Source organism: Spirillospora sp. NPDC000708, from assembly GCF_040299565.1.
Taxonomy (GTDB): domain Bacteria; phylum Actinomycetota; class Actinomycetes; order Streptosporangiales; family Streptosporangiaceae; genus Spirillospora.
Genome location: NZ_JBEPCJ010000001.1, coordinates 42,014 through 66,946, shown reverse-complemented (window position 1 = coordinate 66,946; position 24,933 = coordinate 42,014). Strand labels below are relative to the sequence as shown.

Annotated in this window: 23 protein-coding genes; 18 read left to right on the top strand and 5 right to left on the bottom strand. The window is 70.9% G+C overall.

Annotated elements, in window-relative coordinates; translation table 11 throughout:
• Position 1: 1 nt before the first annotated feature.
• The 3 genes from ABT299_RS00300 (at position 2) to ABT299_RS00290 (ending at position 2,583) form a co-directional block, all read left to right on the top strand.
• Positions 2-940, top strand: a complete 939-nt coding sequence (locus tag ABT299_RS00300) for a zinc-binding dehydrogenase (protein WP_500249238.1) — start codon at positions 2-4, stop codon at positions 938-940.
• A gap of 162 nt (positions 941-1,102) precedes the next feature.
• Positions 1,103-2,092 carry a LysR family transcriptional regulator gene (locus ABT299_RS00295; protein ID WP_500249237.1) on the top strand — a complete coding sequence of 330 codons (990 nt, stop codon included), beginning with the start codon at positions 1,103-1,105 and terminating at the stop codon, positions 2,090-2,092.
• A gap of 8 nt (positions 2,093-2,100) precedes the next feature.
• Positions 2,101-2,583: a MarR family winged helix-turn-helix transcriptional regulator gene (locus ABT299_RS00290; protein ID WP_500249236.1), complete on the top strand. Its 483-nt coding sequence runs from the start codon at positions 2,101-2,103 to the stop codon at positions 2,581-2,583.
• Between the two features lie 9 nt (positions 2,584-2,592).
• Here ABT299_RS00290 and ABT299_RS00285 read toward each other — a convergent pair whose 3' ends face one another.
• From ABT299_RS00285 to ABT299_RS00275, 3 genes are all read right to left on the bottom strand, one after another.
• Positions 2,593-4,563: an APC family permease gene (locus ABT299_RS00285; RefSeq protein WP_500249235.1), complete on the bottom strand. Its 1,971-nt coding sequence runs from the start codon at positions 4,561-4,563 to the stop codon at positions 2,593-2,595.
• A gap of 145 nt (positions 4,564-4,708) precedes the next feature.
• Positions 4,709-5,386 (bottom strand): response regulator, encoded by a 678-nt coding sequence (locus ABT299_RS00280; protein ID WP_190851980.1) that lies wholly within the window; start codon positions 5,384-5,386, stop codon positions 4,709-4,711.
• On the bottom strand, positions 5,383-6,813 hold the full coding sequence (locus tag ABT299_RS00275; protein ID WP_387020444.1) for a sensor histidine kinase: 1,431 nt from the start codon (positions 6,811-6,813) through the stop codon (positions 5,383-5,385). Before ABT299_RS00275 ends, ABT299_RS00280 begins: the two co-directional genes overlap by 4 nt.
• Before the next feature lie 392 nt (positions 6,814-7,205).
• Between ABT299_RS00275 and ABT299_RS00270 the strand changes: the two genes are divergently transcribed.
• The 12 genes from ABT299_RS00270 to murJ all read left to right on the top strand — a co-directional run bounded on the left by ABT299_RS00270 (position 7,206) and on the right by murJ (position 20,715).
• Positions 7,206-7,721, top strand: a complete 516-nt coding sequence (locus tag ABT299_RS00270; protein ID WP_500249234.1) for a hypothetical protein — start codon at positions 7,206-7,208, stop codon at positions 7,719-7,721.
• Positions 7,722-7,797: 76 nt separating this feature from the next.
• Positions 7,798-7,887, top strand: coding sequence for a K(+)-transporting ATPase subunit F (gene kdpF / locus ABT299_RS00265; RefSeq protein ID WP_190851987.1), 90 nt, complete (start codon positions 7,798-7,800; stop codon positions 7,885-7,887).
• Positions 7,888-9,558, top strand: a complete 1,671-nt coding sequence (gene kdpA, locus ABT299_RS00260; protein WP_500249233.1) for a potassium-transporting ATPase subunit KdpA — start codon at positions 7,888-7,890, stop codon at positions 9,556-9,558.
• A complete protein-coding gene (kdpB, locus tag ABT299_RS00255) occupies positions 9,555-11,732 on the top strand; it encodes a potassium-transporting ATPase subunit KdpB (RefSeq protein WP_500249232.1) in 2,178 nt (725 codons plus the stop codon). Before kdpA ends, kdpB begins: the two co-directional genes overlap by 4 nt.
• 1 nt (position 11,733) lies before the next feature.
• Positions 11,734-12,651, top strand: a complete 918-nt coding sequence (locus tag ABT299_RS00250; RefSeq protein WP_500249231.1) for a potassium-transporting ATPase subunit C — start codon at positions 11,734-11,736, stop codon at positions 12,649-12,651.
• 84 nt (positions 12,652-12,735) lie between these two features.
• On the top strand, positions 12,736-15,459 hold the full coding sequence (locus ABT299_RS00245) for a sensor histidine kinase (protein ID WP_500249230.1): 2,724 nt from the start codon (positions 12,736-12,738) through the stop codon (positions 15,457-15,459).
• Positions 15,460-15,890: 431 nt separating this feature from the next.
• On the top strand, positions 15,891-16,265 hold the full coding sequence (locus ABT299_RS00240) for a hypothetical protein (protein WP_500249229.1): 375 nt from the start codon (positions 15,891-15,893) through the stop codon (positions 16,263-16,265).
• 47 nt (positions 16,266-16,312) lie between these two features.
• A complete protein-coding gene (locus ABT299_RS00235) occupies positions 16,313-16,987 on the top strand; it encodes a response regulator (RefSeq protein WP_387020464.1) in 675 nt (224 codons plus the stop codon).
• A gap of 421 nt (positions 16,988-17,408) precedes the next feature.
• The gene (locus tag ABT299_RS00230) at positions 17,409-17,588 is read left to right on the top strand and encodes a hypothetical protein (RefSeq protein ID WP_190852006.1); all 180 of its coding nucleotides are present in this window, start codon (positions 17,409-17,411) and stop codon (positions 17,586-17,588) included.
• Between the two features lie 331 nt (positions 17,589-17,919).
• On the top strand, positions 17,920-18,900 hold the full coding sequence (locus tag ABT299_RS00225; RefSeq protein WP_500249228.1) for a hypothetical protein: 981 nt from the start codon (positions 17,920-17,922) through the stop codon (positions 18,898-18,900).
• A 49-nt stretch (positions 18,901-18,949) separates the two neighbouring features.
• Positions 18,950-19,129 carry a hypothetical protein gene (locus ABT299_RS00220; RefSeq protein ID WP_500249227.1) on the top strand — a complete coding sequence of 60 codons (180 nt, stop codon included), beginning with the start codon at positions 18,950-18,952 and terminating at the stop codon, positions 19,127-19,129.
• Positions 19,126-20,715 (top strand): murein biosynthesis integral membrane protein MurJ, encoded by a 1,590-nt coding sequence (murJ, locus tag ABT299_RS00215; RefSeq protein ID WP_500249226.1) that lies wholly within the window; start codon positions 19,126-19,128, stop codon positions 20,713-20,715. The genes ABT299_RS00220 and murJ overlap by 4 nt, the downstream gene beginning before the upstream one ends.
• 513 nt (positions 20,716-21,228) lie before the next feature.
• Here murJ and ABT299_RS00210 read toward each other — a convergent pair.
• Together ABT299_RS00210 and ABT299_RS00205 are read right to left on the bottom strand one after the other, a co-directional pair.
• Positions 21,229-21,576 carry a VOC family protein gene (locus tag ABT299_RS00210; RefSeq protein WP_387020474.1) on the bottom strand — a complete coding sequence of 116 codons (348 nt, stop codon included), beginning with the start codon at positions 21,574-21,576 and terminating at the stop codon, positions 21,229-21,231.
• Positions 21,577-21,627: 51 nt separating this feature from the next.
• Positions 21,628-22,401, bottom strand: coding sequence for an oxidoreductase (locus ABT299_RS00205; protein WP_500249225.1), 774 nt, complete (start codon positions 22,399-22,401; stop codon positions 21,628-21,630).
• 79 nt (positions 22,402-22,480) lie between these two features.
• On the opposite strand from ABT299_RS00205, the gene ABT299_RS00200 reads away from it, so the two are divergent.
• From ABT299_RS00200 to ABT299_RS00190, 3 genes are all read left to right on the top strand, one after another.
• On the top strand, positions 22,481-23,059 hold the full coding sequence (locus ABT299_RS00200; protein ID WP_190852026.1) for a TetR/AcrR family transcriptional regulator: 579 nt from the start codon (positions 22,481-22,483) through the stop codon (positions 23,057-23,059).
• Positions 23,060-23,658: 599 nt separating this feature from the next.
• Positions 23,659-24,021 (top strand): SH3 domain-containing protein, encoded by a 363-nt coding sequence (locus ABT299_RS00195; RefSeq protein ID WP_190852028.1) that lies wholly within the window; start codon positions 23,659-23,661, stop codon positions 24,019-24,021.
• A gap of 635 nt (positions 24,022-24,656) precedes the next feature.
• The gene (locus ABT299_RS00190) at positions 24,657-24,899 is read left to right on the top strand and encodes a tyrosine-type recombinase/integrase (RefSeq protein WP_500249409.1); all 243 of its coding nucleotides are present in this window, start codon (positions 24,657-24,659) and stop codon (positions 24,897-24,899) included.
• Positions 24,900-24,933 lie beyond the last annotated feature (34 nt).

Genomic DNA, 24,933 nt, shown 5'->3' with positions numbered 1-24,933 from the left:
CGTGTCCGCGACGGGCGACGACGGTCTGGTGGAGCTGGTCCGGGTGCCCGAGCCGTCCGCCGGCGCCGGCGAGGTGCTGGTGGACGTGCAGGCCGTCTCGGTCAACCGGGGCGAACTGCACCGTCTGACGGCGGCGGCCGCGGGTTGGCGGCCGGGCTGGGACTTCGCCGGGGTGGTGGCGGATCAGGGGACGTCCGGCACCGCCCCGGCCCCCGGTCGCCCGGTCCCGGGCACGCGGGTGTTCGGCATCGCGGACGGGGGCAGCTGGGCCGAGCGGGTCGCGGTCCCCGCGGCCCGGCTCGCCGCCGTCCCGGAGGGACTCACGGTCGAGCGGGCGGCGGCGCTGCCGACCGCCGGGCTGACCGCGCTGCGGACGTTGCGCATGGGAGGTGACCTGGCTGGGGCCAGCGTTCTGGTGACGGGGGCGGCCGGCGGGGTCGGGCGGTTCGCCGTCCAGCTGGCGCGGCGGTTCGAGGCCGAGGTGACGGCGGTGGTCGGCCGGCCCGAGCGCGGCGAGGGTCTCGCCGCGCTCGGCGCCGCCGAGGTCGTCGTCGGCGTCGAAGGGGTGAAGGCGGGGTTCGACCTCGTCTTGGAGACCGGCGGCGGTGAGTCTCTGCGGGAGGCGCTCCGCCTCGTCGCGCCGCACGGCACCGTGGTCTCTTTCGGCAATTCCTCGCGCGCCGCCACGTCGTTCTCAGTGAGCGACTTCTACCCGAAGGAAGCGTCTCTGCGCGGCTTCTACGTGCTGAACGACCTGGACGGCCCCCGCACCGCGGATGACCTCGCCTACCTTGCCCGGCTGGTCGCCACGGGGGAGCTGGCAGTGGACATCGCGGCCGTCGACGATTGGCGCGACGCCCGGGCGACCCTGCACCGATTGCGCGACCGGCGCCTGGCGGGGAAAGCGGTGCTCCGGGTGACGAGGGAAAAGCAGGGCTGACAAGCCGAATTTCCGAGCGTCCCTTTCCAGGAGGCGAACGATGACGCGGCAAGCGGGTCCTCATCGCGGTCGGCGTGGTCTCACCCGGCCCGCCGTCCGGCTCGGGAGGGGCCTTTCCCCGGGAGCCGGGGGAGTCCCGAACCCTCGTTCTAGCATTGCGCCATGCTCGACGTGACGCGGCTGCGTGTGCTCCGGGAGGTGGCGCGGCACGGCTCTTTGACCCGCGCCGCGGAGGCCCTCTCCTTCACCATCTCCGCCGTTTCCCAGCAGATCGCCGTGCTCGAACGGGAAGCGGGGGCGCAGCTGCTCGTGCGCCATGCGCGAGGCGTGCGGCTGACCGAGGCGGGACGGGTGCTGGTGAGGCACGCCGAGGTGGTCCTCGCCGAGCTGCGCGCGGCCGAGACGTCCCTGGCCGCCGTCGCGCACGGTTCCGGCGGCCGGCTGCGGCTCGGGTCGTTCACCACGGCGAACGCCACCCTGATGCCCCGGGCGGTGAGCGCGTTCCAGCAGCGGCTCCCCGATGTGGAGGTCGACCTGACGGAGATCGACCGGGACGAGGCGATGGCCGCGGTCGCGATGTACGAGCTGGACCTCGCCCTCGTCTACGAGTTCCCCGTAGTGCCGCTGGAGGTTCCGGCGAATGTGGAGCTCAGCCCGCTTCTCGTGGACCCCCTCCACGTCGCGCTTCCGCTCGACCACCCGCTCGCGGACCGCGAGCGGCTCCGGCTGACCGACCTCGCCGAGGACCGCTGGATCCAGGGCGTGCATCACGGCTCGACCATCGACGTCCTTCCGCGCGCCTGCCGGAAGGCGGGTTTCGAGCCGCGGATCGCGTTCCGCACCGACGACCAGATGACGGTGCGAGGTCTCGTCGCGGCGGGCCTGGGCGTCGCCCTCGCCCCGTCGCTCACGCTGTCGGCGACCCCGTCCGGCCTGGTGGTGCGACCGCTGAGCGAGCCGTCGCTGACCCGGACCGTGGCGGCCGCGACGCCGGCCGGCGAGTACCGGCTGCCCTCCTCGTCGGCCATGATCGAGCATCTTCGCCGGGTCGCCGCCGGGCTGGGGCCGCACTGCCTGCCCGTCGCGGAGCCCGAGCGGCACGCTCTGCGCCCGGACCGCCGGCTGGAGACGAGCGGGGGCACATATGTTTGACTTGGTCAATGAATATCGCGCCGGAGCCCGCCGTGCGGCCGCGTGACGGCGATCTCGTCGGCGACGCGCGGGCGCTCGGCCGGATGTACCGGTACCTGGTGGACGGCCTGCGGCTCAGCTGGGAGAACGCCCCGTACTCCGTGACCGAGGGCTGGGTGATCGTCGAGCTGGCGCAGCGGGACGTCACCGAGGTGATGGAGCTGCGCCGGCGGACCGGCATGGATCCCGGCTACCTCAGCCGCGTCCTGGCGCGGTTCCAGGCCGACCGACTGATCATCAGGGACCGGTCGCCGGAGAACAGGCGCTTCCAGACGGTCCGGCTGACCCGGCGCGGCCGCGCCGCCTTCGAGGTCATCGAGGACCGCATGGCGGAGGTGCTGCGCGCCAGGCTGGGCGCGTTCTCGGAGAGCGACCGGCGGCGGATCGTCGAGGCGATGACGTCGATCAGCGGCGCGATCGAACGTGCCCTTGGAGGCCGATGTGCCCTTTGAAGCGGACTATCAGTGGGCGGCCTGGTGGCGGGGGGACAGCGCCGCCTCGTCGGTCCGGCGGGCGAAGGCGGCTTCGGCGGAGCCGAGCTGCCACGGGACGCTGGTGACCATGACCCCGGACCGGAAGAGCAGCCGCGCCTTCAGCCGCAGCGCGCTCTGGTTGTGGAGAAGGTGCTCCCACCAGTGGCCGACGACGTACTCGGGGATGAAGACGCAGACGACGTCGCGGGGGCTCTTGCGGCGGATCCGGCCGACGTAGTCCAGCACGGGGCCGGTGATGTCGCGGTAGGGGGAGTCCAGGACCCTGAGCGGGACGGGGATGTCGCGGCGGGCCCATTCCTCCTCGAGCGCGGTGGTGTCGGTGGCGGACGTCGACACGGTCACCGCCGTCAGGTCGAACGGGCGGGTCGCGCGGGCGAAGGCGAGCGCTTGGAGGGTCGGGGCGTGCAGCTTGGAGACCAGGACGACGGCGTGGATCCGGCTCGGCAGCGCGAGGGAGCCGTCGCCGGCCGACAGCTCGACGGCGACCCGCGCGTAGTGGCGGTGGATGCCCTTCATCATCAGGAACACCAGCGGCATCGCGATGACCACGATCCAGGCGCCGTGGGTGAACTTGGTGATCAGCACGACGACCAGGACGAGCGCGGTCAGGACGGTGCCGGCCGCGTTGATCGCCCGGGCGCGGTGCAGCGCGTGGCGGGCGCCGGGCGGCGCGGCGCGCAGGGCGGTCGTCCAGTGCTTGACCATGCCGGCCTGGCTGAGCGTGAAGGAGACGAAGACGCCGATGATGTAGAGCTGGATGAGCCGGGTGGTGCTGGCGTTGAAGATCCAGATGAGGCCGCCGGCGAGGACGGCGAGGATGACGACGCCGTTGCTGAAGACGAGACGGTCGCCGCGCCGGGAGAACTGCTTGGGCAGGAAGCCGTCCTCGCCGAGGATCGAGGCGAGGATCGGGAAGCCGTTGTAGGCGGTGTTGGCCGCCAGGACCAGGATCGCGGCGGTGAATCCGGCCACGAGGTAGAACAGCCACGATCCGGAGCCGGACACCGCGGCGGCGACCTGGGTGATCACCGTCTTCTGCTCGTAGCCGGACGGGGCGCCGGTGAGGGCGGAGACGCTGTCGGCGATCCGGACGTGCGAGGCCAGGGCCAGCCAGGTGATCCCGGCGAAGATCGCGATGGTGAGCCCGCCCATGATCGCCAGGGTGTCGGCGGCGTTCCTGCTCTTGGGCTTCTTGAAGTTGGGCACCCCGTTGCTGACGGCCTCGACGCCGGTCAGCGCCGTGCACCCCTGGGAGAAGGCGCGCAGGATCAGGGCGACGGCCAGCAGCCCGGTGGTCTGGTGGTGCGCCGCGATCCCGAAGTGCGCCGATTCGGCCTGCGGGGTGTCGCCGAGCAGCGCCCGGACCAGCCCCCAGACGATCACGATGCCGATGACGGCGATGAACCCGTAGGTGGGGACGGCGAACACCGCCCCCGACTCCTTGACTCCGCGCAGGTTCATGAGGGCCAGCAGGGCGACCAGCCCAAGGCAGAGCACCACCGAGTAGGGGGCCAGGGCCGGGACGGCCGAGACGATGTTGGCCACGCCCGCCGCGACCGACACGGCGACGGTCAGCACGTAGTCGACCAGCAGGGCGCTCGCGGCGGTCAGCGACGCGTTCACGCCCAGGTTCTCGCGGCTGACCGCGTACGCGCCGCCGCCGTTGGGGTAGGCGTGGCAGGTCTGCCGGTACGACAGCACCACCACGGTCAGCAGGACGATCACCGCGAGGGCGATCCACGGGGCGACGTGGAACAGCGCGAGCCCGCCCAGGCTCAGGCCGAGCAGGATCTCCTCGGTCGCGTAGGCGTTGGACGACAGGGGGTCGCTGCAGAACACCGGCAGCGCCAGCTTCTTGGGGAGCAGCGTCTCGCCCATCTGCTCGCTCCGCAGGGGGCGGCCGACCAGCAGGCGCTTGGGGGTCAGGACATTGCGCACGGTCCCATCCGACCGCCCCGCCCGGCCGTGTCGACAGATTCCTTAACGCGCTCTTGACGGCGACGGCGTCGATCTTGACGCGCTCTTAACACCCCCGGCTCGGCGGGGATCCCGCCCGGCTCGCCGCCGGGCCGGAAGCGCGCGGTCAGGGCTCGAAGCGGTAGCCCATGCCCGGTTCGGTGATCAGGTGACGGGGCCGGGACGGGTCGCGCTCCAGCTTGCGGCGGAGCTGGGCGAAGTAGACGCGCAGGTAGTGCGTCTCCGTCTCGTACGCCGGGCCCCACACCTCGCGCAGCAGCTGCCGCTGGCTCACGAGCCGCCCCGAATGCCGCACCAGCAGCTCCAGGAGGTGCCATTCGGTGGGGGTCAGCCGGACGTCGGCGCCCTCCCGCGTGACGCGCTTCGCGGCGAGGTCGACGGTGAAGGAGTCGGTGGCGACCACGGCGCTGCCGCCTTCCACCGGCGCGGACCGCCTGATCGCCGCCCTCAGCCGCGCCAGGAACTCGTCCATCCCGAACGGCTTCGTCACGTAGTCGTCGGCGCCCGCGTCGAGCGCGGCGACCTTCTCCGACGACCCGTGCCGGGCCGACAGCACGATGATCGGGACGCTCAGCCAGCCGCGCAGGCCGCGGATCACCTCGGTGCCGTCCATGTCGGGCAGGCCGAGGTCGAGGATCACCACGTCCGGGGGGCGCCGCGCGGCGAGGTCGAGCGCGGTCCGGCCGTCCGGCGCGGCCTGCACCTCGTAGCCGCGCACCTTCAGGTTGATCCGCAGCGTGCGGACCATCTGCGGTTCGTCCTCCACCACGAGCACCAGGGTCATCGGTCCTCCGCCACCGGTGGGTCCTGCGCGATCGGCAGAGCGAACACCATGGTCAGCCCGCCGCCCGGGGTGTCACGCGCGACGAGCGTCCCGCCCATCGCCTCGGTGAACCCGCGGGCGACCGCGAGGCCCAGCCCCACGCCGGCGCCCTTCGGCGCGTCCCCGAGCCGCTGGAAGGACCCGAAGATGCGGTCCTTGTCGTGGTCCGGCACGCCGGGCCCGTCGTCCACCACCTGGATCTCGATCCGCCCCTCCGCACGGCCGAAGCGTAGTTCACTCGCGACGACCTGCACGGGGCCGGTGCCGTGCCGGACGGCGTTCTCCACCACGTTCGCGAGCGCGCGCTCCAGCAGCCCGGGGTCGACGAGCACCGGTGGCAGCGTCTCGGGAACGTCCACCTCGATCCGGGCCTCCGGCACCGCGGCGAGCGCGAACGGCACGATCTCGTCCACCGCCACCGGACGCGTGAGCGGCGCGACCGCGCCCGTCTCCAGCCGGGTCATGTCGAGCAGGTTGGCGATCAGCCGGTTCAGCCGGTCGGCGGACTCCTCGATCGTGGCGAGCAGTTCCGCCCGGTCCTCGGGATCCCATTCCACGTCGTCCTGGCGCAGGCTGCTCACGCTCGCCTTCACCGACGCGAGGGGGGTGCGCAGGTCATGGGAGACGGCGGCGAGCAGCGCCGTCCGCACCTTGTCGATCTCGGTGAGCTCCCTGGCGCGGGTCGCCTCGGCCTGCAGCCGCTGCCGCTCCACGGCGGCCGCCGCCTGGTGCGCGAACGCGGACAGCACCCGCCGGTCCGCCTCGGGCAGCACCCGGCCGCGCAGCGCCAGCAGCAGGTCGCCGGTCACCTCCACCCGCATGTCCGCCTGGTGCGGGTCCGTGCAGTACCCGTCGCCGGACGACCCGATGACGTCCCAGCCGTGCCGCGTCCGCTCCAGCATGGTCACCGATGTCAGCGCGAACGTCTCCCGGGCCTGCCGCAGCAGGTCGGGCAGGGTGTCCTCGCCGAGCAGCACCGTGGTGGACAGCCGGCTCAGCGTCACCGACTCGCTCCCGGCCTGGACGGCCCAGCGGCGCCGCCGCTCCGCGAGGTCGACCACCAGCGACACCGCGGCCGCGACCACCACCGACAGCACCAGCGCCAGGACGTGCTCGAAATCGGCGATGGTGAGCGTGTAGTAGGGCGGGGTGAAGAACCAGTTCGTCAGGAGGTTCCCGGCGATGGCGGTGAACAGCGCCGGGCCGAGCCCGCCGACGAGCGCGACGAGGACGGTGAAGGTCAGGAACACCAGCAGCTCGGACGCGAGGCCCAGGTCGCCGCGCCACGGCAGGAGCAGCAGGGTCAGCAGCGGCGGCCCGGCGAGTGCCAGGACCCATCCGGCGACCAGCCTGCGGCGGCTCAGCGCGCCGTCCTTCGGCGTCCTCATGATGATCCCAGCGTATGCCGCGGTCCCCGCGCCACAGGCCACCGCCCGGGGCAGGCCGTGAGGGGCGGCCGCTGACGGCGGTCATCGGCCTCCGGCCCCCTTTCGCAACCCGCGAAACCGCTTTCGCGACCGCTGATAATCGACCGCGCTAAAAGCGCGTCAATGCGGCGGGAGAGTGGTTTAGGCCGCTTTTGCGAGTCCCTGTGAAGTGCGCTCGCCATGGCTGTGGGTGACCTGCGCCACTGCGGGAGGGGCCCGGCGTTAGGAACGCGTTAATACTGCGGCCGGCGCCGCTAAAAACGCGTCAAGGTCGGTCAACTCTCCCCAAAACGGCGCTTTACTCCATTGTGCCCTGGAAGGAGCCGGGGCGTGAGATGCGCTGGGAGGCCGCGATGGAGCGCCTGGAAGCGGCCGCGTGGCCGCTGGGAGGGGGTGTGCTGTGCGCGTTCGTGATCACGGTCGTGCTCAAGGACGCCCCCTGGCCGGTGGGGTTCGCGGTCACCGGGATGTCCGTGGCGGGCTGGTCGCTGGCCGCGCCGCCCTTCGCGGGCGCCCTGCTTGGGACGGCGGCCTGGGCGCTGGTGACGGGATTCGACGTCGCCGGGTCCGGTGACCTGGTGGTCAGCGGGCCGTCGGACGCCGCCCGGGCCGTGGTCCTGATCGGCGCGGGCGCCGCCGCGGGTGCGGCGGGCGCGCGGATGCGCCGGGCCGTCCCCGAGCGGGAGGCGTCCGGCTGGCCGGCGCCGCCCGAGGAGTGGCCGGCGGAACACGCGGACACGGGCGCGGACGGTCTGCCGCCCCGTTCCGCGAAGGTCCCCCACGCGATCCCTTACCAGCGCGATCGGCGGACGGCCCGCCGTCAAGGGCGTTCCGGCCGCGATGACATTCGACAAGGAAAACGACTATGAGCGACGTGGTGTTCGTTCTGCTGACCGTGGGCGTGTTCGTCCTGCTCGGGCTAGTGGTGAGGGGCGTGGAGAAGCTGTGACCGTCGAGAACGCGGTCGGTCTCGTACTCGCCGCGATCCTGACCATCTTCCTTATCGCCGCACTCTTGTACCCGGAGCGCTTCTAGATGAGTACGACCCTCGCGGGGATCATCTTCATCGGATCCCTCGTGCTCGCCCTTGCGGTGGTGTACCGGCCACTGGGCGACTACATGTGCCGCGTCTACAGCGGTACCAGGCACACGCGCGTCGAGCGGGCGATCTACCGGCTGATCGGAGCGAGACCGGACGCCGAGCAGACCTGGCCCGTCTACGCGCGCAGCGTGCTGGCGTTCTCGGTGCTCAGCATCCTGTTCCTGTACGGGCTGCAGCGGCTCCAGAACCACCTGCTGCTGAGCCTCGGCTTCCCGCCGGTCAAGGCGGACCAGGCGTGGAACACCGCGGTCAGCTTCGTCACCAACACCAACTGGCAGTCGTACTCGGGCGAGTCGACGATGGGCCACCTGGTGCAGATGGCGGGTCTGGCGGTGCAGAACTTCGTGTCCGCCGCCGTCGGCATGGCCGTCGCCATCGCGCTCGTGCGGGGCTTCGCCCGCAAGCGGACCGACCGGCTCGGGAACTTCTGGGTCGACCTGGTGCGCGGCAGCCTGCGGATCCTGCTGCCGATCGCGTTCGTCGGGGCCCTCGTCCTCATCGCGGGCGGGCTCGTGCAGAACTTCGGGGACGCCAACGACCACGTGGTGAACACGCTGGCCGGAGGGCACCAGGCGATCACCGGCGGGCCGGTCGCGAGCCAGGAGGTCATCAAGGAGCTGGGCACCAACGGCGGCGGCTTCTACAACGCGAACTCCGCCCACCCGTTCGAGAACGCCGCCCCCTGGACGAACTGGCTGGAGATCTTCCTGATCCTGCTCATCCCGTTCGCGCTGTGCCGCACGTTCGGCCGGATGGTCGGCAGCGACCGGCAGGGCTACGCGATCGTCTCGGTGATGGCGACCCTCGCGATCATCAGCGTGGCGCTCGTCCAGGTGTTCCAGCTCATGCACCACGGGACGGTGCCGACCGCGGTCGGCGGGGCCACGGAGGGTGTGGAGGCCCGGTTCGGGGTGTCGAACTCCGGGACGTTCGCCGCCGCGACCACGCTGACCTCGACGGGCGCCGTGGACTCCTTCCACGACTCCTACACCAGCCTCGGCGGCATGATGACGATGTTCAACATGATGCTCGGCGAGGTCGCGCCGGGCGGGACGGGCTCGGGCCTGTACGGGATGCTGATCCTCGCCGTCATCACGGTGTTCGTGGCGGGCCTCATGGTCGGCCGCACGCCCGAGTACCTGGGCAAGAAGATCGGCTCCCGCGAGATCAAGCTCGCCTCGATGTACTTCCTGATCACGCCGATCCTGGTGCTGGTCGGCACGGGCGTGGGGATGGCGACCCGCAGCGGCCGGGACGGGATGCTGAACCACGGCGCGCACGGGCTGTCGGAGGTGCTGTACGCGTTCACCTCGGCGTCCAACAACAACGGCTCGGCGTTCGCCGGGCTCACGGTCAACACCGTGTTCTACGACACCGCGCTCGGCCTGTGCATGGCCCTCGGGCGCTTCCTGCCGATGATCTTCGTCCTGGCGCTGGCGGGATCGCTGGCCCGGCAGGGGCAGGCCCCGGAGTCGGACGGCACGCTGCCCACGCACCGGCCGCAGTTCGTCGGCCTCGTCGTCGGCGTCACCGTCGTCCTCGTCGCGCTCACCTTCCTCCCCGCGCTGGCGCTGGGGCCGTTGGCCGAAGGAATCCACTCATGACCACTCAGACCGTTCAGGCGTCGGGTTCGGCGCCGCGACCGCCGGAACACCGCGGCGGGGGCAGGATCCAGGGCGGCCTGCTCGACCCGAAGCAGATGGTGAAGTCCCTCCCGGACGCGATGCGCAAGCTCGACCCGCGCACCCTGTGGCGCAACCCGGTGATGTTCATCGTGGAGATCGGCGCGCTGTGGACCACGGTCCTCGCCGCCGCGAACCCGAGCGTGTTCGCCTGGCTGATCGCGGTGTGGCTCTGGCTCACCGTCGTCTTCGCGAACCTGGCGGAGGCGGTCGCCGAGGGCCGGGGCAAGGCGCAGGCGGACGCGCTGCGCCGCGCCAAGACCGACGCGGTGGCGCGCCGCCTGACCGGCTGGGCCCGGGACCGGACGGACCTGCGCGAGGAGCAGGTCGGCGCCCCCGACCTGCGGCAGGGCGACCACGTCGTCGTCGAGGCCGGCGAGATCATCCCCGGTGACGGGGACGTCGTCGAGGGCATCGCCAGCGTGGACGAGTCGGCGATCACCGGCGAGTCGGCGCCGGTCATCCGCGAGTCCGGCGGCGACCGGTCCGCGGTGACCGGCGGGACCAAGGTGCTGTCGGACCGCATCATCGTCAAGATCACCCAGCGCCCCGGCGAGTCGTTCATCGACCGCATGATCGCGCTGGTGGAGGGATCGAGCCGGCAGAAGACGCCGAACGAGATCGCCCTCAACATCCTGCTCGCCGCGCTGACCATCATCTTCCTGCTGGCCGTCGCCACGCTGCAGCCGCTGGCGATCTTCTCCAAGTCCGTCAACCCGGGCGTCGGCGACAGCCTGGCGCTCGACGCGCACGGCGTCACCGGGATCGTGCTGGTGTCGCTGCTGGTCTGCCTGATCCCCACCACGATCGGCGCGCTGCTGTCGGCGATCGGCATCGCGGGCATGGACCGGCTCGTCCAGCGCAACGTCCTCGCCATGTCCGGACGCGCCGTCGAGGCGGCGGGCGACGTGAACACGCTGCTGCTGGACAAGACCGGCACGATCACCCTGGGGAACCGGCAGGCCGCCGAGTTCCTGCCGCTGCGCGACGTCGACGCCGACGAGCTGGCCGACGCCGCCCAGCTGTCCAGCCTGGCCGACGAGACCCCGGAGGGGCGCTCGGTGGTGGTGCTGGCCAAGCAGCGTCACGGCCTGCGGGAACGCACGCCCGGAGAGCTGTCCCACGCCACCTGGGTGCCCTTCTCCGCCCAGACGCGGATGAGCGGCGTCGACCTGCACGAGTCCGGCAACGGCATGCCCGACCGGATGCTGCGCAAGGGCGCCGCCGCCGCGGTCGGCGAGTGGGTCCGCGAGCAGGGCGGCGACGTCCCGGCCGACCTGCACCAGATCGTGGACGGCATCTCCGCGTCCGGCGGCACCCCGCTGGTCGTCGGGGAGGTCGTTGACCGCGACGCGCGCGTCCTGGGCGTCATCCACCTCAAGGACGTGGTGAAGGCCGGGATGCGCGAGCGGTTCGACGAGATGCGCCGGATGGGCATCCGCACCATCATGATCACCGGCGACAACCCGCTGACGGCCAAGGCCATCGCCGACGAGGCCGGCGTGGACGACTTCCTCGCCGAGGCCAAGCCCGAGGACAAGCTCTCGCTCATCAAGCGCGAGCAGGAGGGCGGGCGGCTGGTCGCGATGACCGGCGACGGCACCAACGACGCGCCCGCGCTCGCGCAGGCCGACGTCGGGGTGGCGATGAACACCGGCACCTCGGCCGCCAAGGAGGCCGGGAACATGGTCGACCTGGACTCCGACCCGACCAAGCTCATCGAGATCGTGGAGATCGGCAAGCAGCTGCTCATCACCCGCGGCGCCCTCACCACCTTCTCCATCGCCAACGACATCGCCAAGTACTTCGCGATCATCCCGGCGCTGTTCGCCGGCCTCTACCCGGGGCTGGACGCCCTCAACGTCATGCGGCTGCACAGCCCGCAGTCGGCGATCCTGTCCGCCGTCGTGTTCAACGCGCTGGTGATCATCGCGCTGATCCCGCTGGCGCTGCGCGGCGTCCGGTACCGGCCCAGCAGCGCGTCCCAGCTGCTGTCGCGGAACCTGTACGTCTACGGGCTCGGCGGCATCGTCGCACCGTTCGTCGGCATCAAGATCATCGACCTTCTCATCCGATTCCTTCCGGGGATGTCCTGACATGCGTTATCCCACCTGGATCCGGCAGCACCTGGCCGCCCTGCGCGCCCTGCTCGTGCTGACCGTCCTGCTCGGTGTCGCCTACCCACTGGCCGTGTTCGCCGTCGCCCAGATCCCCGGCCTGAAGCACCACGCCGACGGCTCCTACGTCTCCCTGCACGGCCGGACGGTCGGCAGCGCGCTCATCGGCCAGTCGTTCACCGGCTCCGGCGGCGAGCCGCTCAAGCAGTACTTCCAGAGCCGCCCGTCCAACGCCGGCGACGGCTACGACCCGACCGCCACGTCCGCGAGCAACCTCGGACCCGAGGACGTCGTCGACACGCTGCCCGACCCCAAGCTGATCGCGGCCGGCAAGGAGGACGAGAACGCCAAGCAGAGCCTGCTCACCCAGGTCTGCGCCCGCAGCAAGGCCGTCGGCGACCTCGAAGGCGTCAGCGGCGCGCGGCCGTTCTGCACGCCGGGCGGCGCCGGAGCCGTCCTGGCGGTGTTCGGTCACCGCGCCGCCGACGGCACCGTCCCGCACCCCACGCGGGTGGTCAGCCTCAACGAGGAGCAGGGCGTGGTGAAGGCGCCGTTCATCGCCGCCTACAAGGGAGTGCCCGTCGAGCTGGCCAAGTACGGCGAGGACTACGCCAAGGGCCTGGTCGTGCCGGTGAAGGGCGGCGCGCCCGCCAAGCCCGCCGTCCCCGCCGACGCGGTCACCGCGAGCGGCAGCGGCCTCGACCCGCACATCTCGCCCGCCTACGCCTCGCTGCAGGTGAACCGCGTCGCCAAGGCGCGCGGCGTCACCCCCGCCCAGGTGAGGCGACTGGTCGAGGACAACACCGACGGCCGCGACCTCGGCTTCATGGGCGAGCGGCGCGTCAACGTCCTCAAGCTCAACATCGCCCTCGACCGGTCCTACCCGATCCGGGGCTGATCCCGCTCAAGCCCGGTGCCGTGGCGGGTCCCCGGACATCCGATCCGGGGTCCGCCACCACGGGCGTCCACGATGGAGGTGTGCATGGGGCGCGGCAGGTTGCGCGTCTATCTCGGCGCGGCGCCCGGCGTCGGCAAGACCTACGCCATGCTCGCCGAAGGCGCCCGCCGCCGGGAACGGGGCACCGACGTGGTGGTCGGCTTCGTGGAGACCCACGGCCGGCCGCGCACCGCCGCGCTCCTGGAAGGCATGGAGATCGTCCCGCGCAGGACGCTCGACTACCGCGGCACGAGCTTCACCGAGCTGGACACCGGCGCCGTCACCGCGCGGAGGCCGCAGGTCGCGCTGATCGACGAGCTGGCGCACACCAACGTGCCCGGCTCGCGCAACGCCAAGCGGTGGCAGGACATCGAGGAGATCCTGGAAGCCGGCATCGACGTGGTCACCACCGTCAACGTCCAGCACCTGGAGTCGGTCAACGACGTCGTCGAGCAGATCACCGGGGTTCCGCAGCGCGAGACCGTCCCCGACGAGGTGGTCCGCCGCGCCGACCAGGTCGAGCTGGTCGACATGGCGCCGGAGGCGCTGCGCCGCCGGATGGCGCACGGGAACATCTACGCCCCCGAGAAGATCGACGCCGCACTCGGCAACTACTTCCGCGTCGGCAACCTCACCGCGCTGCGCGAGCTGGCACTCCTCTGGCTGGCCGACAAGGTCGACGACCAGCTCGACCGGTACCGCGCCGACCACGGCATCGCCCGCACCTGGGAGACCCGCGAACGCGTCGTCGTCGCCCTCACCGGCGGCCCCGAGGGCGACACCCTCATCCGCCGCGCCGCCCGCATCGCCGACCGCACCAAGGGCGCCGACCTGCTGGCGGTCCACGTCGCCCGCAACGACGGGCTCACCGACGTCAGCCCCGCGAACCTCACCCGGCAGCGGGCCCTGGTCGAGAGCCTGGGCGGCAGCTACCACCAGGTCGTCGGATCGAACGTGCCGGACGCGCTGCTGGACTTCGCGCGCGGCGTCAACGCCACCCAGCTCGTCCTCGGCGCGTCCCGGCGCGGACGGGTCGCCCAGCTGTTCTCGCGCGGCGTCGGCGTCACGACCACGGCGCAGTCCGGGACCATCGACGTGCACCTGGTGACCCACGAGGAGACCAACCAGGGCCGCCGGTGGAGGGCGCGCAGATCGGCGGGACTCCCGGCCGCGCGCCGCAACGCGGGGTTCGCGCTGGCCGCGGCGGGGCTGCCGCTGCTGACCGTCCTGCTCGTCCACCTGCGCGAACAGCTGTCCCTGGCCAGCGACATCCTGCTGTTCCAGGCGGCGGTCGTCGGCGTCGCGCTGCTGGGCGGGCTGTATCCGGCGCTGTTCGCGGCGATCGGCGGCTCCCTCCTGCTCAACTACTACTTCACCCCGCCCACCGGAACGTTCACCGTCGCCCAGCCCGAGGCGGTGCTCCAGCTCGTGATCTACGTGGTGGTGGGCGTGACGGTCAGCACGATCGTCGACATCACCGTGCGCCGCAGCCGGGAGGCGGCGCGGGCCCGCGCCGACGCCGAGGTGCTGTCCACCCTCGCCGGGGACATCCTGCGCGGCGAGCACGCGCCGATCGCGGGGCCCGGCGGCTACAGCGCGCTGGCGAACATCCTCGAACGGCTCCGCGAGACCTACGCGCTCACCACCGTCACGCTGCTGGAACGCGATCCGGACGCGCCGGTGACCCCTGACACCCTGCGCGACCCGGACCGCTGGGGGATCGTCGCCACCGCCGGCGGCGAACCCTGCACCAGCCCGGACGCCGGCGAGTCCGACATCCTGGTCGAGGACGGCACGCTCTCCCTCGTCCTGCGGGGCCGGACGCTGCCCGCCTCGGACCGCCGCGTTCTCGAGGCGTTCGCCGCCCAGGCCGCCGTCGCGCTGCGGCACCAGCGCCTCGCCGAGACGGCCCGCCAGATCCGCCCGCTGGAAGCCGCCGACAAGATGCGCACCGCGCTGCTCAACGCCGTCAGCCACGACCTGCGCACCCCGCTCGCCTCCGCCAAGGCCGCCGTCGAGAGCCTGCACAGCCCCGACGTCGCGTGGAGCGCCGAGGACCAGGACGAGCTGGTCGCCACCGCCGCCGAATCCCTGGCCAGGCTCGACCACCTGGTGGCCAACCTCCTCGACATGAGCCGCCTCCAGGCCGGGTCGCTCGGCATCTCCCCGAGCCGGGTCGCGGCCGAGGACGTCGTCGCCCGCGCGATCGGCGACACCGACCGGGACGCCGTCGAGATCCACATCCCCGACGGCCTGCCCGAGATGGTCGCCGATCCGGCGCTCCTGGAGCGCGTCCTGGCGAACCTCATCGCCAACGCCGTGCGCTTCAACCCGCACGGCGAGCCCGTCGTGATCACCGCCAGCGCCCACGGCGACCGGCTCGAACTGCGCGTCATCGACCGCGGCCCCGGCATCCCGCCCGCCGACCGCGACCGGGTCTTCCAGCCCTTCCAGCGCCTCGGCGACCGCGACAACGAGACCGGGGTCGGCCTCGGCCTGGCCCTCGCCCGCGGCCTCGCCGAAGCCATGGACGGGGACATCACCCCGGAGGAGACCCCGGGCGGCGGCCTCACCATGATCCTCACCATGCCGGTCCGCCGCCCGCATCCCCCGTCCGAGGCGCCCTCCGGAGCCACTGCCGGCCCGGCGGCCGACCCGGAGGAGAGGGCCACGGAGGCCGACCTCGCCGACCCCAGGATCATCGACCGGGTCGCCGCCTGGCGCGACCGCATCGGCCAAGGCAACGATCGCGCGGGGCCCTCCCAATGATCGTGACGGCTTCGCTCCCGGCCGCCGTTTACGTGGCGATGCGCTCACGTCGTTCCGATCACCTCGTGACGGTCTCCGCGACAACGTCGACGTCACCGCCCATGGCCTCGGAGACGATGAAGCGAACAACTGGAACGTCGCCGACCGCGCCCACGCAGTCTGAACGGCATGCCTTCCATGGCCTGACGGACGCCGCTTCTGATCAGTCGCGCCTAACCGCACCTCCTCCGCAAGCGGCGGCGTCCTTGGGAGTGGCCGGAGGCATGCCGTCAGGGAGGCGTCAAGATTCCCGGCGGGGGCGTCAACAAGACGTAGTGATCCCGAACAAGGCCGCGACCCGGCCCTAGCGTGGGTTTTGCGGGTGCGGGCCTCGCAAGGCGCATTCGCGAAAAGCGATATGGCGGCAGAATGCCGCAAATTGGGGGCATGCGATGGATCGCTTGGAATCGGCCGTCTGGCCGGTGGTCGGCGGCGCATCCGGCCTGATCGCGCTCGGCGCCCTGGTCGGGGCGGGCCTGGCCGCGAATCTCGGCGGTCGGCGGCGAGGCGTCGCCCGGAGGATCGCGAAGTCCGCCGTCGTCCGCGCATCCGCCGAACGACCCGACGACGCGCAGAGCCGTTTGCCCGTCCAGGACCTGTCGTTCCAGCCGCTGGACGCGCCGCTGCCGCCCAGCGACCGTTCCGCGGACGAGAACGGCGAGCACCACCGGCCCGAGCGAAAGACGCGGGGCGTCCCGCCTCAACGCGACCGGCGCGCCGATCGCACCGGTGACCGGCAGATCCACCAAGACGCTCATCAGAGGTGACCCGTGCTCTTCCCCATCGAGATCGTGAGCCGCGAGGACGAACGGCCATGACGCGCGTCCTCGTGGTCGACGACTCACCGCAGATCCTCGCGACCCTCCGGCTCAACCTCCGCGCCCGCAGCTACCAGGTGCAGGTCGCTCCGGACGGCAAGGGCGCCCTCACCGGCGCCGCGGAATGGCAGCCGGACCTGGTGATCCTCGACCTCGGGCTCCCCGACATGGACGGGGTCGACGTGATCCGCGGGCTGCGCGGCTGGTCGGCGGTGCCGATCATCGTGCTGTCCGGACGGGCCGAAAGCGGCGACAAGGTCGACGCCCTGGACGCCGGCGCCGACGACTACGTCACCAAGCCCTTCGGCGTGGACGAGCTGCTGGCCCGGATCCGCGCGATCACCCGCCGGGTGCCCGCCGACGACCTGCCCACCGTGGACGTCGGCCGCCACTCGGTCGACCTGAAGGGAAAGATCGTCCACGGTCCGGGCGGGGCGCGCGTCCATCTCACCCCCACCGAATGGGGACTGCTGGAGATCCTGGTGCGCAACCCCGGCAAGCTCATCTCGCAGCGGCGGCTCCTCACCGAGGTCTGGAGCCCGAACCACCTCAGCGAGACCAACTACCTGCGCGTCTACCTGGCCTCGCTCCGCCGCAAGCTGGAGGACGACCCGTCCCGCCCGCGGCACTTCATCACCGAGCCCGGAATGGGCTACCGGTTCGAGCCCTGACCCGGTCCGCCTCGACCGTCCCAGGGAGTCCGAACGGGGCGAGCCGGTGAAGGAGACGGCCGACACCGGCTGAGCGTCGTCGGCGACCTCGCCGCCCTGTCGCTCAACGCGATGGCGTCGTCGCAAACGGCCCCGAGGCGCTCGTCCTCGTCCCTGGCGCGCGCCGGGGGAGCGGGTATGGCAGGCATCGCCCACAGCGCCCTCCTCGCGTTGCCCCGCACCGCGATCTCGGCATGCTTCACCGCACTTGAGCTGAATGTCTGCTTCTGAGGCGGCCCTCCGCGGATGATCCAGTGTTCCGAGGTCAGTGAGATGACACACCTGGCCCGGCTTGCTTAACTATGGACGATCTTGTCGTTACTGTCGTACCCCAGGGTCGGCGAGGCGGTCACCGGAGGTAACGATGCGGTCCGGACGGTGGATGCTCCTCACCTGGCTGGTCATCGGAGCACTCGCTGCGGGACAGCGCCACTACTACGCCCACTTCAACGGCAGCTGCGGCCAGTTCGCCACCATCGGAATCACCCTGGTCTCCGGTCCGCTCAACTACATCGGTCTCAACCCCACCGCTTCCTGCAAGGTTCCGCAGCCGAGCAAGTGACCGTAGGGCTCCACCACCGCGTCCTCGTGAGCCTTTCGAGCGGCACTGGTGCGGGGAGAACCCGAGCTGGGGCGTGCGTCAACCACCTGGCCGATGCCGGCGTCGATCTGGACCAGCGGGCACCTGCTTCACGCCCTCCGCGAGTTCGAGACCTTCTACAACGAGCATCGGCATCTCCAACACGCGCCCGGTGAAGCCGCCACCCAGGTATTCGGTGGGAACAACGCTTTATCGCCCTCTGTTTGAGCCGGTTCCGGACTATGCGACAACCGTTGTGTTGTAAGAGACGTCCACTTCGCGGGCGATTGTGGTGCCTGGTCGAGGAGGACTGATGGACACGGTGGTGCTGCGCCGGCGCGGGGTCGTCTCGCTCTTGGACCGGCCCCTGCAAGCCGCAGGGTACGCACTCGGCTTCGCCGGAATGGTCGCCGTCGGATACGTGACCAGCGGGTGGCCGGCGGCGCTGCTCATGGCAGGTTGGACGATCGTCGCCGTGGGGTTCTTGACGGTCTTCCCGCGCCGGGTGCTGACCGCCGATCGCCACGGCATCTCGGCAGGGTTCGGTCGCGACCAGCGGGACTTTCGCTGGGACGGGATCGCGCAACTGGTCGTCTCCGCCGGCCGCGGCGATCAGGTCTCCGTCGGTGTCCAGGCCAGGGTGAGTGCTCTGCCCCCACGCCCATTGGACCGCGTGAAAGAGCTGCAACGCCGCTTATTCGGCGACGCCCGGCTGGGCGCTGTCCGCCGCGACAAGCCCTTCGCTCTTGCCTTCGAGTCGCGCTGCATGGCCTCGTCCACCCGCGAACTGGCCGAACAACTCCAGAGTCTGGCACCGGTGCCTGTTGCCGGTCCCGGCACCGAACCTCATGCGCCCGAACCGTATGCCGTCCGAGCCCGGTCCCGGTCGGCCCTGCTCTTCGCCGCCTTCCTCGTCGCCTGGAATGGCGGTCTCGGAACGGTGTGGGCGATCGGCCTGTCCCGTGAATACCCGCACGCGCTCTTTCCGCTGATCATCGTCGGCGTCGGCATCGCGCTGATCGTGGCCGACTTCCTGATCCCCCGGGAGACGCTGACGGCGGACGGGGCCGGGCTGCGGTTCGACGGGGAGTTCCTCGCCTGGAACCAGATCGAGGCGATCGAGATGGCGCCGAGCGGGAACGGTACCGAACTCGGTATCCGGACGACCGGCTCCGCCGCGACGGTCGAGCCGCACGTGCGGCGCCGGCTCCCCGGCGTGCGCGTCGACCCGGCCCGCCTCACCACTGCGGCACCTGCTCATGTGTCCATCGACCTCACCGCTGATCAGACCTGACCTCGGTTTCCAACCGGCCCGGATCGAGGCTCAACGGTACGCTCGTCGTGTGGGCGAACTGATCGGCTGCGCCAGAAACTCGAGCGCCGCTGCACTCGAACCCCTTGCCCCTCAGCGTGGCGGCGCTCAGGTGCCTGCGATCACCGGTGACTCCACCTTCGCCCACCTGATGGGGATCTTGTTCGTTGGCCGCGCCGTCGGCACCACTGCGGCGGGAGCGTCTTCATGACGGCAGAGGCGCCCTTGATGCGGACCGGGCGGGCGATGGCGATCGCCACCATGGTGTCGCGGGTCACCGGGTTCGTCCGCACGATGGTCCTGGTCGCCGCTCTCGGGCTGGGGACGAGGTTGCTGGATGCCTACACCGCGGCCAACGTCACCCCGAACACGATCTATGAGCTGGTGATGGGCGGGGCGGTGGCCAGCGTGGTCGTTCCGCTGCTGGTCCGCACCGCCGCGGACGACAGCGTCGACGCCGACCTGTTCGCGCAGCGGCTGCTGTCCCTGGTGGTCTATGGCCTGGGTCTGGTGGTCATCGTGACCGTCATCGCCGCCCCGCTCATCGTGCAGGTGTACGTCCCCGGGTTCACCCCGCCCGAGCGGCATCTGGCGATCCTGTTCACCCGGTTCTTCATGCCCCAGATCCTCTTCTACGGGGTGAGCGCCACCCTGGCCGCGGTATTGAACGCACGCTCGCGCTTCGTCGCACCGATGTGGGCCCCCGTCGCCAACAACCTCATCGTCACCGCGACCGCCCTGGCCTTCCTGATGATCGGCGGCACCGGGCACCTGGAGAAGCTCACCACGGGTCAGATGCTGCTGCTGTCGATCGGCACCAGCGGCGGCGTCGCCGCGCAAATGGCGGTGCTGGCCGTGACCAGCCGACGGAGCGGGTTCCGGCTCCGCCTGCACGCTGACCCGCGCGGCATCGCCGTCCGGGCGATCGCCGTCATGGCGGGTTGGACCATCGCGTCGGTGGCGGCCGCCCAGGTGGTGTTCATCGTCAGCACGCGCCTGGCCTCCCAGGCCGGACAAGGCGCCGTCGCCATCTACTCGAACGCCTACACCCTGTTCCAGTTGCCGTACGCCGTCATCGCGGTCACCGTCATCACCGGCGTTCTGCCGCGGATGAGCCGGGCGGCCGCCGACCGCGACCTCGCCCGGATCACCGCCGACCTGTCCCGGAGCCTTCGCCTGACCAGCGTGGCCATGGCCCCCGTCGCCGCTGCCCTGATCGTGCTCGGTCCGCTGCTGACCGGCGTGCTGTTCGACCACGGCAACGCCGCACCGGCCGCGGCCCACCTCACCGGATCGGTCTTGGCCGCCTACGGCCTGGCCCTGGTCCCGTTCGCCGGTTACCAGATCATGCTGCGCGTCTTCTACGCCCTCGGGGACACCCGCACCCCCGCCCTCGTCAGCACGGTCGTGTCCGCCGCCACCATCGCGGCCAGCTTCACCGCAGCCCACGTCTTCCACGGTGCGAACCTGGTGATCGCCCTGGCCGGCTGCACGGGCCTTGCATACGCCCTCGGCCTGGCCGTCACCACACAGCTGCTCCGCCGCCGACTCGGCCGCGTCGACGGGCACCGGCTCCTGAAAACCCACACTCGGACACTGAGCGCCGCCGCCGTTGGCGCTGCCGGTGCAGCCCTCATCACCCAGACGCTCAGCCCAGCCTTGGGGACAGGAACGACCGGCGCACTGACCATCATCAGCGCGGCTGCAGCAGTCGGAGCCGGGCTCTACGCCCTCACCGCGCACCTGCTGCGAATCGGCGAGCTCAAAGAACTCACATCGATGATTCGCTCCGCATGACCCTCTGACGAACAGCCCGCGCAAACGAATTCGGACATCTGTAACCGCGACGAACTTCGGCCGCCGCGCCCGCGCCCTCGGGCGGCAGCACCGGAGCCGCTCCCATTCGCGCCGACCATCACGTCTTCGCGGATGACCGACCGCAGGCTGTTGCGCCGGACTTGGGCATCCTCCTCGTCGACGACTCGCCTGACCTGTGCCGACGGTGTTTTCAGCAAGCGCGGTGCTGGCGTGGTCGGGGTTGTGGTGGTGGCTGTCCCCCTTTGTGAGCTACTCGTGAATGTCCACCATGCAGAGATGATTCCCGGCCGGCCTGATCCCGCTTCGTGACCGGCGCCGACGAAGGCTTCACCACCGTCGGAGGCCGCCTCTGAAAGTCCGGTCGAACCACGAGAGCCCCCGGAACATCGGTGCCGCCGACATCAGGGATCGCGCGCGACGTCGGGCGCCGCTAACTAACGTCCGAATAGGTCGGCCTTGTCGGGGCGTGCGGCGCTGCGGGCGGCGGCGGTTTCAGGATGATCGCAGGCAGAAGGGGTGTCCGGCAGGGCTGGCGTAGACCCGGCTGCCCGTGCGGGTTTCCGGGGTGACGTCGTCAGTGGGCCGCAGGCGGGTGGCGCCGGCCCCGGTGGCCGTGCGGTCGGCGGCCGCGAGGTCATCGACGCCGAAATCGAGGTGCATCTGCTGGGAGGGGCCGTCCGGCCAGTTCGGGGCCATGTGTCCGGGGGCCGACTGGACGACGAGAACCGGGAGGCCGGGCGCCTGGATGAAGTGGTGGGTGGGCGTCCGGGTGATCGATCCGCCGAGCAGCCGGTGCCAGAAGGCGCTCTCCGCCGCGACATCGGCGGCGTCGATGATCACGGAACTCAGAGTCATGGGCATGGGGGTCCTGTTCTTCGTGCCGGTCGGTGCTCAGACGGTCGGGATGATGCCGCCGTCGACGCGGAACTGCGCTCCGGTGAGCCATTTCGCGCGGCCTGAGGCGAGGAAGGCGATCATCTCGGCGACGTCCTCGGGGTCTCCCGGGCGGCCCATGGGGACCTTGAGGTGATCCACGATCTGCCGCGTGACCTCCTCGGAGGTGAGGCCCTGCTGGTCGGCCATGTGCTGGAGATGGGCGGTGGCACCGTCGGTGACGACGAAGCCGGGAAGGACGCACACCACACGCACCCCGTGCTCGCCGACCTCGATCGCCAGTTCGCGGCTGTAGGTGTTGAGCGCCGCCTTGGCGGCGGCGTAGGACGCCTCCGTGCGCTGCGGCAACTGGCTGGCGATCGATGAGACGTGCACGACGACACCGGAGCGCCGCTCGACCATCCCCGGAACCAAAGCCCGGTCGAGGCGCACGGCGCTGAGGAGGTTCATCTCCAGGTCCGCCCGCCAGGACTCGTCCGACCGGCTCAGGGTCGGCGCCGGGGCGCTGGCCGCGCCCGCGTTGTTCACGAGGACGTCCACTCCGCCCACGCGGTCGATGACCCGGCGCCCGAGTTCCGCTACGCCCTCCTGTGTCGAGAGGTCCGCTGGAATGAACATGGCGGGGGTGTCCTCCTTTGGCCTGCTGCGGGAGGCCGTCAGCACGATCGCGCCCGCGGCGGCGAAGCGGCGGACGGTCGCCTCGCCCAGGCCGCGGCTGCCGCCGGTGACCAGCACCCGCAGTCCGTCCAACCGCTCGTCCGTGATCGGCATGCGCTTCTCCTCCGTAAGATGAACCCGACTCCGGAAACCATATACGTAACCGGAACCGGACTCACCTTATGGAGGTCTGTTGCCGTCATCACGTCCGCTGCGCGCCGACGCGCGACGCAACCGCGAGGCGCTCCTGTCCGCGGCCCGCGAGGCGTTCCTCGGTGGCGACACCGAGGCGCACGTGGAGGACATCGCCCGCAGCGCCGGCGTCGCCGTCGGAACGCTCTACCGCCACTTCGAGACCCGCGAGGCCCTCATCGAGGAGGTCTACCGCGCGGAGGTCGACGACCTGTGCTCCGCGCCTTCCGACCTGCTGGACCAGTACGCCCCGGACGAGGCCCTGAGGCGCTTCCTGCTGCTGCTCGTGGACCACGCGGCCGTGGGCAAAGGAATGTCCGTCGCTCTGGAGAGCATCATGGCGACGGACTCGCCGGTCTTCGATGACGCGCGCACCCGGATGGCGGACGCCCTCACTCAGCTGCTCGACGCGGGCAGCGCGGCCGGTACCGTTCGCAACGACGTCTCCGGCTCGACGCTGCTGCGCGCTTTGGGCGGCATCTGCGGAATGCGCGCCACGAAGGGCTGGCTGGAGGAGGCCCGGCAGATCACCGCCCTCCTCTTCGACGGCCTGCGCCACCCCGCTCCGCAGGCGACCTGAACCGGACGGCGTGGCGGCGCGGCCTTTGCGCAGGCAATGGCCGCTTCTTCGGACTGCATCAGGCCACTGATCGCTAATGGCCCGATCGTGTTCGTGGTGACCATCGGCTGCACTTGGCGGCCGCCACCGCCGAACTTCGGTGTGTTCTGGAGACGGTGCGCTGCCGGTTCACCAAGCGGACCCAGACGCGGCTATGGGCCTGCGGCCACCGCGCACGTAGCTCGGACTGGAGCCCCTGGTACTCAGCATCCCGCCGCGCCACTCTCGGCGCGGGCCACGGCGACGGCGTCCCGCGAACCTGTCCACCGCGCTGCGACCCAAGCCGCCTTCACCCACTCCACCCGAGCTGGTCGTTATCGAGTGTTGAGCACTATTCGAGGGGATTTGTCCGACGAGGGGTGCTGTGCTGACCGGGGCGGTCTTGCCGTCCAGGTCGTCACATCCGGAACGCCCAGCTTCCGGGGGCATCCCTGTGTGCTCGGGATCTGGCATTCTCCTCGACCGATTCCGAAACCGACCGAACTTTTGTGCCCGTCCGTTGATCCTACTAAGAGGCGGACGGCCAGGGGGGCCACCGCCAAAGGACAAGGGGGATCACGATGAAGCGTTTGGTGACGGTGGCGGCCACAGCGAGCGCGGTTCTCGTCGGCGGCGCCGTGCTGTCCGCCGCGCACGCCGAGACTGTCACACCGGCCAACGGGGGACCCGCTTACGTGAAGGGCAGGGTCACCGCCTCGCCGCACCTGGCGATCCGGAGCAAGCCCACCACCAAGTCGCTCCGCGAGGGCTACTACAACAAGGGCGACATCCTCGCGCTCAAGTGCTACGTCAAGGGCCAAGGCGTCTTCGGTAACAGCACCTGGTACCGGCTGGACCCGACCCACAATGCCAACTGGGACGGGGTCGGCTACGTGTCCGCCTACTACATCAAGCTCCTCGGCGCCAAGCCGCACCACTGCTGACGCCACACGCAGATCTCGGCGGCCACGCCGAACCCATCGCAATGAGTCGAAACGGTGGAGGCTCGCTGGAACCGGCCCGGACGGGTCGTATGTCCGGCGGGCTTTCACCGCCGTTTCCTTCGCGTTCTTGCAGTGTGAAGCACGACTTCTCTTGACGAACGTGACGCAAGGTCCTTCTTGCCCATGCGTCTGGGAGCGTTTGCTCCCTAGTGGCTCCCGAACCACCTGCAAGAGCAAGAAGCGGGGCTCCTGGATACCCTTCGAAGCCTCCTGGCCTGCGTAAACGCTGTCGCAACGGCGGGACCCACGCCCGCGTGCCCTAAAAGAAGACCACATCCTCGAAGAGGAGCTCGGCACCGACGGGCTCCTGTTCGTCCACTGGCCGGACGCGGCGAACGAGGAGCGACCCGCCTCGCTCGACTCCGAGCTCGGCTGGGCCGAAGAGAAGGTCAAGGGGGCCGATACCGGTATGGGATGCTGAGCGCCTATAACGGCGCCGATTGTCGCTGCGACCACCGCAGGCGAGCCTCTGCCGAATACCGCGCCCGCCGCACGGCCGACGGCAAGGAAATCTCCGCGAACCTCGCCGATGCGAAACCGACGGCCGCGTCCCCGCCAACTGATTCCGCGATCGGATCTGGAAGCCCGTCCTCAAGGAGGCCGACCTTAACCCGGTGCTCCGCATTCACGACCTCCGGCACACTCACGCGTCCTGGCTCCTGTCCGGAGGCGCCGACTTCACGGCCGTCAAGAACCGCCTTGGCCATGGCTCGGGCTCCACCACCGAGCGCTACCTAAACACCCTCGACGACGACACCGCTCTCGCCGCCTTCGACAAAATCCGCAGCAGCCGCCCCGATTGCGAATCTCCAGATTAGAAATCCGGAGCCTCCGTGTCAGAGCGGCGCTTTC

Excerpts from the sequence above, each read along its gene's own strand:
- ABT299_RS00295 (WP_500249237.1), top strand. The coding sequence starts at position 1,103 with ATGCTCGACGTGACGCGGCTGCGTGTGCTCCGGGAGGTGGCGCGGCAC.
- ABT299_RS00290 (WP_500249236.1), top strand. The coding sequence starts at position 2,101 with ATGAATATCGCGCCGGAGCCCGCCGTGCGGCCGCGTGACGGCGATCTC.
- ABT299_RS00280 (WP_190851980.1), bottom strand. The coding sequence starts at position 5,386 with ATGACCCTGGTGCTCGTGGTGGAGGACGAACCGCAGATGGTCCGCACG.
- ABT299_RS00275 (WP_387020444.1), bottom strand. The coding sequence starts at position 6,813 with ATGAGGACGCCGAAGGACGGCGCGCTGAGCCGCCGCAGGCTGGTCGCC.
- ABT299_RS00270 (WP_500249234.1), top strand. The coding sequence starts at position 7,206 with ATGGAGCGCCTGGAAGCGGCCGCGTGGCCGCTGGGAGGGGGTGTGCTG.
- kdpA (WP_500249233.1), top strand. The coding sequence starts at position 7,888 with ATGAGTACGACCCTCGCGGGGATCATCTTCATCGGATCCCTCGTGCTC.
- kdpB (WP_500249232.1), top strand. The coding sequence starts at position 9,555 with ATGACCACTCAGACCGTTCAGGCGTCGGGTTCGGCGCCGCGACCGCCG.
- ABT299_RS00250 (WP_500249231.1), top strand. The coding sequence starts at position 11,734 with ATGCGTTATCCCACCTGGATCCGGCAGCACCTGGCCGCCCTGCGCGCC.
- ABT299_RS00245 (WP_500249230.1), top strand. The coding sequence starts at position 12,736 with ATGGGGCGCGGCAGGTTGCGCGTCTATCTCGGCGCGGCGCCCGGCGTC.
- ABT299_RS00240 (WP_500249229.1), top strand. The coding sequence starts at position 15,891 with ATGGATCGCTTGGAATCGGCCGTCTGGCCGGTGGTCGGCGGCGCATCC.
- ABT299_RS00235 (WP_387020464.1), top strand. The coding sequence starts at position 16,313 with ATGACGCGCGTCCTCGTGGTCGACGACTCACCGCAGATCCTCGCGACC.
- ABT299_RS00230 (WP_190852006.1), top strand. The coding sequence starts at position 17,409 with ATGCTCCTCACCTGGCTGGTCATCGGAGCACTCGCTGCGGGACAGCGC.
- ABT299_RS00225 (WP_500249228.1), top strand. The coding sequence starts at position 17,920 with ATGGACACGGTGGTGCTGCGCCGGCGCGGGGTCGTCTCGCTCTTGGAC.
- murJ (WP_500249226.1), top strand. The coding sequence starts at position 19,126 with ATGACGGCAGAGGCGCCCTTGATGCGGACCGGGCGGGCGATGGCGATC.
- ABT299_RS00205 (WP_500249225.1), bottom strand. The coding sequence starts at position 22,401 with ATGCCGATCACGGACGAGCGGTTGGACGGACTGCGGGTGCTGGTCACC.
- ABT299_RS00195 (WP_190852028.1), top strand. The coding sequence starts at position 23,659 with ATGAAGCGTTTGGTGACGGTGGCGGCCACAGCGAGCGCGGTTCTCGTC.